The sequence below is a fragment of the Gillisia hiemivivida genome (assembly GCF_007997295.1).
GTDB lineage: Bacteria > Bacteroidota > Bacteroidia > Flavobacteriales > Flavobacteriaceae > Gillisia > Gillisia hiemivivida.
The window spans coordinates 72,694-78,919 of record NZ_VORY01000016.1 but is presented as its reverse complement, the minus strand read 5'-3'; the positions used below and the strand labels follow the sequence as shown (position 1 = coordinate 78,919).

Annotated in this window: 7 protein-coding genes; 4 read left to right on the top strand and 3 right to left on the bottom strand. The window is 35.2% G+C overall.

The features are described 5' to 3' along the window. Positions 1 to 679: 679 nt before the first annotated feature. Genes ES724_RS16790 through ES724_RS16785 form a run of 3 tightly spaced genes read left to right on the top strand, consistent with a single transcriptional unit; the run spans position 680 to position 1,331 of the window. Positions 680 to 1,012: a hypothetical protein gene (locus ES724_RS16790; RefSeq protein WP_246136874.1), complete on the top strand. Its 333-nt coding sequence runs from the start codon at positions 680 to 682 to the stop codon at positions 1,010 to 1,012. After that, positions 985 to 1,116, top strand: coding sequence for a hypothetical protein (locus tag ES724_RS16920; protein ID WP_262712816.1), 132 nt, complete (start codon positions 985 to 987; stop codon positions 1,114 to 1,116). Before ES724_RS16790 ends, ES724_RS16920 begins: the two co-directional genes overlap by 28 nt. Positions 1,117 to 1,121: 5 nt before the next feature. Beyond that, positions 1,122 to 1,331: a hypothetical protein gene (locus ES724_RS16785; RefSeq protein ID WP_246136873.1), complete on the top strand. Its 210-nt coding sequence runs from the start codon at positions 1,122 to 1,124 to the stop codon at positions 1,329 to 1,331. A gap of 3 nt (positions 1,332 to 1,334) precedes the next feature. Here the strand turns inward: ES724_RS16785 and ggt are convergent, their stop codons facing one another. Then, a complete protein-coding gene (gene ggt, locus ES724_RS12460; protein ID WP_146933398.1) occupies positions 1,335 to 3,041 on the bottom strand; it encodes a gamma-glutamyltransferase in 1,707 nt (568 codons plus the stop codon). 4 nt (positions 3,042 to 3,045) lie between these two features. Next, positions 3,046 to 3,639, bottom strand: a complete 594-nt coding sequence (locus ES724_RS12455) for an acyl carrier protein phosphodiesterase (RefSeq protein WP_146933410.1) — start codon at positions 3,637 to 3,639, stop codon at positions 3,046 to 3,048. A 290-nt stretch (positions 3,640 to 3,929) separates the two neighbouring features. On the opposite strand from ES724_RS12455, the gene glmM reads away from it, so the two are divergent. Further along, on the top strand, positions 3,930 to 5,315 hold the full coding sequence (glmM, locus tag ES724_RS12450) for a phosphoglucosamine mutase (RefSeq protein WP_146933396.1): 1,386 nt from the start codon (positions 3,930 to 3,932) through the stop codon (positions 5,313 to 5,315). Here the strand turns inward: glmM and ES724_RS12445 are convergent. Continuing rightward, positions 5,312 to 6,223, bottom strand: a complete 912-nt coding sequence (locus ES724_RS12445; protein ID WP_146933394.1) for a lysophospholipid acyltransferase family protein — start codon at positions 6,221 to 6,223, stop codon at positions 5,312 to 5,314. The genes glmM and ES724_RS12445 overlap by 4 nt on opposite strands. Positions 6,224 to 6,226 lie beyond the last annotated feature (3 nt).

Below are 6,226 nucleotides of genomic sequence, written 5' to 3'. Positions count from 1 at the left end.
ATCAAAATGATCCACTAAGAATTGTGGCAATACAAGCTTAATTAAATCTAGGTAGTTATCCAAACCTCTTTTTTTGGCAAATATCGAACTACATTTTCAATTCACACACAACTTTTGAGATTGATCCATAAACCATTGTGAAATAAATCTACACTACTATTAAAAAAGCCGAAGGACAGAGTTTTCTCTGTAAAATTTTGTAGAAAGATTTACGCTGCAGAATTAAAATTTTATTCAAAATACGGGCCCCTTTACTAATTAACTGATTTTAATTACTTTTAGTAATCAATATTAGAGGTCTTATCTTCTTAGTTTTCCTAGCCTCCATTTCCCTCCTTTTAAAAACTCCCCTTTTAAACACAGATGTTTAGATAACTTCTATTGCAATCTCAGGATTAATATAATTCTTATTCCTGATGACAATGTTTAATTTAAAATTAGTATTGTCTGGTAAAAAAATTCAGGATTTCGGTGAGGCTAGAATTAACCTGGATTAGGACTGTTTTCAATGTTTAAGAGCTTGCTATTGGAACACAGAATTATTTTTTCTTTTTTGAAAAATTTATACATATTAAAATAGTGATTTTCAATTAGTTGGAATAAAGTCTTACGTCTTGAATCTAGCAGCGCAGCGATCTTATATCTTTTGTCGGACGACAATGATTTAAAATAGCTAATCATGAAAAAGTTTGTCATTACACACCCGCTGATTTTATGTGTGGCATTTTTATTTGTAAGCTGCAGTAGCAGCGATGATTCGGTAATTATTGCTGATGATCCTATCGGCATGGGAATTCTATCTCTTGGAGTGACACCAATTGAAACTTCGCGTAGCATGCAATCTGGTGATTTATCGATAAAACAGGCTGCCTGTTCCAATTCAGAACTAAAATATGTGCGCATGGCGCTTAAAGACAGTCAAGGAAACTGTTTTTATGGAAATAGCAAACTTGGCTTTCATGAATTAGAATGGATCCTTTGGGATTGGATACTAATAATGACGAGTTCATAGATACATGGAATACTTCTAATGGTCATAAATTGTTATTACCTGTTGGGAATTACACCTTGGAATATTTAGCAGTTACTATAATAGAGGTAAAGATTCCAAGATAATTTTAATGGCTCCCAAAAGAGGTGAGGAAGAAAATGCCATGCAGTATTATAATTTAGTAAGTAATTCTTTACCCATAGAGTTTACGATTAGAGAAGGTGTAGAACATTATATTCCATTAGAGGCACTTTGTTTTAGAATAGAACATGCTTATGAGTTTGGTTTTGTGTTTCTCGAACTTGAAGATCCTAATCCGTTTTATTTATGTTCTCAATAAACTTTAAAACCCAATTGCCGTATCATCCCCCCTTCTATCTGCTCCGCCTTCAAGATTTCCGTTAGGTAGTTTTAATATAGCATCTACTTTGCCTAAAATAGGAGAATCCTTCTCATTGATATTATACCCCTTTTCTTCTAAAGTTTGCAGCATTTCTTTATCGAAAGAATTTGGCTCAAACCTAATCTCATCGGGCAGCCATTGATGATGGAATCTTGGAGCATTTACTGCCTCTTGCATATTCATTCCAAATTCTGAAACATTTAGAATTGTTTGTAGCACCGAAGTGATAATTGTTGCACCTCCTGGAGTTCCAACACTCATCCAAAATTTGCCGTCTTTTTCTACTATTGTTGGAGTCATAGAGCTTAACATTCTTTTTTCTGGAGCAATAGAATTCGCTTCAGCACCAATAAGTCCGAACATGTTTGGAACTCCAGGTTTTGCGCTAAAATCGTCCATTTCGTTATTCAGAAAAAAGCCTAATTCCTCTACATATAGTTTAGAGCCATAAGCTCCATTTAAAGTTGAAGTAACAGCGATCGCATTTCCAAATTGATCTACAATAGAGTAATGGGTGGTTTCTAAACTTTCGTACCCTGGAATTGCGCCATGTTTTAAGCTGTTCGAAGGTGTTGCTCTATCAAAGCTGAAATTTTCCATACGTACATCCAGATAGCTATCACTAGTCAACTTTTCAACTGGAACATCATAAAAATCTGGATCACCCAAATAATAACTCCTATCTGCGTAAGCCCGTCTTTCGGCTTCTGTAATAACTTGAATTGTTTTTAAACTATTATGACCAAATTCTTGAAGGGGAAATTTCTCTACAGTTTTCAGGATCTGTGCCAATGCAACCCCTCCACTGGAAGGTGGAGCCATAGAAATAACTCTTAAATTCTTATAATTAAAAGTGATTGGCTTTCTCCAAACTGTTTCGTAAGATTTGAGATCTTCTAAAGTGATAATCCCACCATTATCCTGAATAAAATCGACTAGTATTTCCCCGGTCTTTCCTCCATAATATTCACTCCTCCCATTATCTGCTAACTTCTGAAGCGTTTTTGCGAGTGCTAAATTTTTAACGGTATCACCAGTTTTAAAGCTTTTGGTGTATAAAATGGATGTTTTATTAACCTGCCCAAAAAGTCCCTGATGGCTATTAAAACTTTTCGCCTGGCCTTCAGATACTACATATCCTTTTTTTGCCAGTGCGATAACAGGAGCTAAAATGGTTTCTATTGGAAGGGAACCTAATTTTTCATGCACAGAGAAAATTCCGGCAACTGTACCTGGAACTCCTATAGCTAAACTACCTAACTGACTTTTTTCTGAAATTGCATTTCCACTTTCATCTAAATACATATCCTTAGAAGCCGCAAGCGGTGCTTTTTCTCGAAAATCCAGACTTCCTATATCTCCATTTGCTTTTCTATAAACCATAAATCCGCCACCACCTAAACTTCCGGCAAAGGGATAGCTTACAGCAAGTGCCATTTCTGTAGCAACCATCGCATCAAAAGCATTTCCTCCCTGCTTCATGATATCTGAAGCAATTTGAGAAGCTTCAGCTCTAGCCGAGACTACCATTGCATTCTCTGTGATCAATCCAACTTCAGGAGCTGAAATGTTTTCAGAAATAGTTGGCGGAGCAGATTTGCAGGCCAAGAACAAACTGAATATGATAAGTAAAATGGATTTTTTCATAGGTTTAGGTATAATTTAATTTCTGAATTTCAGCAGAAGAATATTTTATTATTTCATTGAAAAACGCTTTGAATTCAGCTTCAAAAAGAGGATAATATATTTGCAATTCTTTGGTTGCAAATTGCATTTTTGATCTATTCTTAGTTCGCTGATCCATTTGATAAAGAATTTTCCCAATTCCTTCTATTGTTGCATAATTGTATAACCAATTATCTTGGATCATATATGGCAAGAACTGCTGCACTCTTAATGGTAAGATTTCATAATTATCCTTCAGTAAATTATAAAAATTTTGTGTGTAATCAAATAGTGGAACTTTAGAATAGTCTTCCCAGTTCTTTGCCAAAAAATGATCGTATAAAATATCTATAATTACCGCACTATAATGGCTATAAGGGTCAAATAATCTATGCGTACTTTTTCTTACGGTTGGATGCTTATCTGTAAAAGTATCTAACGCCCGATGCAAAATAATTCCATCTTTTACTTTTTCAGGGAAATGCTGAAATTTATTTCCTTTAATAGAGTCTGCGATGAAGTTTCCTATTGTTAATTCTTTGATCTCCTGCGAAAGGTAAATATGTGCGAGATAATTCATCACCACAAGGTAGTAAATCAAGAATCTTGGGGCAAGCCCATAAGGTATATAAAGGAAAATTCTATAAAATATTTTGAGGTACTCCAATAATTATAGGAACGGAGAACCTGCCCAGCCGGTCAGGCGGGTTAAACCCTCAATGAGGGATTGAAGCGAATTCCTGTTTAATTTATGTTAACATTTGGGGAAGACCTATCTAGCCATGTATATTTGCTAAAATTTACTTTTCAAATAAATTAAAATAGAATCTAATAAGAGGTTTCTTCAGAAGATACTTAATACAAAATAATATGAGTTTAATAAAATCAATTTCAGGAATTAGAGGAACAATAGGAGGGAAGCCTTCAGAAAATCTCACTCCATTAGATGCAGTAAAATTTGCAGCCGCTTATGGTACTTGGCTTAAAAATGAAAATACAAAACCAAAATTAAAGGTTGTAATTGGCCGTGATGCACGAATTTCCGGGTCTATGATCCAGCAATTGGTAATGAATACGTTGGTAGGCTTGGGAATAGATGTTATAGATCTCGGTCTTTCTACTACACCTACGGTGGAGATCGCTGTTCCTTTGGAAAATGCAGATGGCGGGATTATTCTTACTGCTAGTCATAATCCTAAACAATGGAATGCTTTAAAGCTGCTGAATAATAAAGGGGAGTTTTTGAACGGAGCAGAAGGTGTTAAGATCTTGAATTACGCCGATAAAGAAGATTTCGTGTTTTCTGAGGTAGATGATCTAGGAACGATTACGATTGTAGACGATTATATAGATAGACATATTGAAGAGGTTCTTAAACTGAAGCTTGTGGATGCTGAGCTCGTAAAGAAAGCTAAATTTAAAGTAGTTGTGGATGCAGTGAATTCTACTGGAGGGATTGCTATTCCGGCTCTTCTAAAAAGAATGGGAGTAGAGGTAATAGAACTATATTGTGAGCCAAACGGGCATTTCCCTCATAATCCGGAACCTTTAAAAGAACACTTGGGCGATATTTGTAAGTTAGTTGCAAAAGAAAAGGCAGATCTGGGGGTCGTAGTAGATCCAGATGTAGATAGATTGGCCTTTATAGACGAAAAAGGGGAAATGTTTGGTGAAGAATACACCTTGGTTGCCTGTGCAGATTACGTGCTAGGTAAAACTCCTGGTGATACGGTGAGTAATTTATCTTCATCCCGAGCGCTTAGGGATCTTACCAATAAACATGGGAACACCTATAGAGCAAGTGCAGTAGGGGAAGTGAATGTTGTGGAGTTAATGAAAGAGAGCGATGCCGTAATTGGAGGTGAAGGTAATGGTGGAATTATCTACCCGGAATCTCATTATGGGCGTGATAGTTTAGTTGGAGTTGCCTTGTTCTTAACTTATTTAGCAGAAAAGAATATGGCTGTTTCTGAAATAAAGAAAAGCTGTCCAATGTATTACATGAGTAAGAATAAAATTGAGTTAACTCCAGAACTGGATGTAGATGCTATTCTTGAAAGTGTAAAAAACAACCATTCATCTGAAGAAATTTCTACGGTAGATGGTGTGAAAATAGATTTTGCTGAAAATTGGGTACATCTAAGAAAATCTAATACTGAACCAATAATTAGAATTTATACTGAAGCAAAATCTCAGGCTGAAGCAGATTCTCTAGCACAAAAAATGATAGAAGAAATTAAAGCGTTAGTGGCTTAGTTTCTAGGAAAAATTGTGGCACCATCTGGGATGGGAGCATCTTTATGTTTCCATCTTTTATGTGTCCAAAGATAATGTTCTGGCTTTTCTTTAATTTGTTTTTCCAGTTCTGTTAGAAATTTATTGGTGATCTTAAAGGGAGGTTCTTGTCCGGCTTTATCGGTTATTGGAATAAAGCTAGCTTCATAAAATCCTCTTTTTTTCTTTTCCACATGAAGATACATTACCGCCATATCTAAATTTGAAGCTAATTTTTCCGATCCCATATAAATAGGAACAGTTACGTCCATAAATTTAGTCCAAGTTTTTGCTTGTCCCAGTTTTGGAGATTGATCGGCTACTATGGCATAAACTCCTAAAATTCCTTTGTCCTGATTGCTTTTTATAGTTTTGCTAGCTTGAGAAGATGTGATTAGTTCCCCATCAAAACGTTGGCGAATATCTTTAGCCATTTTATCGAAATATGGATTTTGCACCTTTTTATAGATTCCATATCCTCTATAGTCTAATCCATAAAGTTGCAAAGCATTTATCCATTCATAACTTGCATAATGCCCACATATAAGGATGATACTTTTATTTAGATCTCGTATTCTCCGGATCTCATCAATATTCGTAAAGGTATAACGCCTTTTTAACTCATTATTTGGAATAGAAATGCTTTTTACCATCTCAAGAAACATATCACACATATGCTTGAAAGATCCTTTACTAATCTCTTTATACTCTTTTTCAGATCTATTAGGTAAGGCCAGTTTCAAATTACTGATCACAGTTTTTCTTCTGTAACCAACTAAATAAAAAACGATAAAAAACACGAGGTCTGAAACCTTATAAAAAAGCCAGAATGGGAATTTAGAAATTATCCAAAGAAAAGGGTAGACTAACCAAAAAACTAATCGCTGCATCAA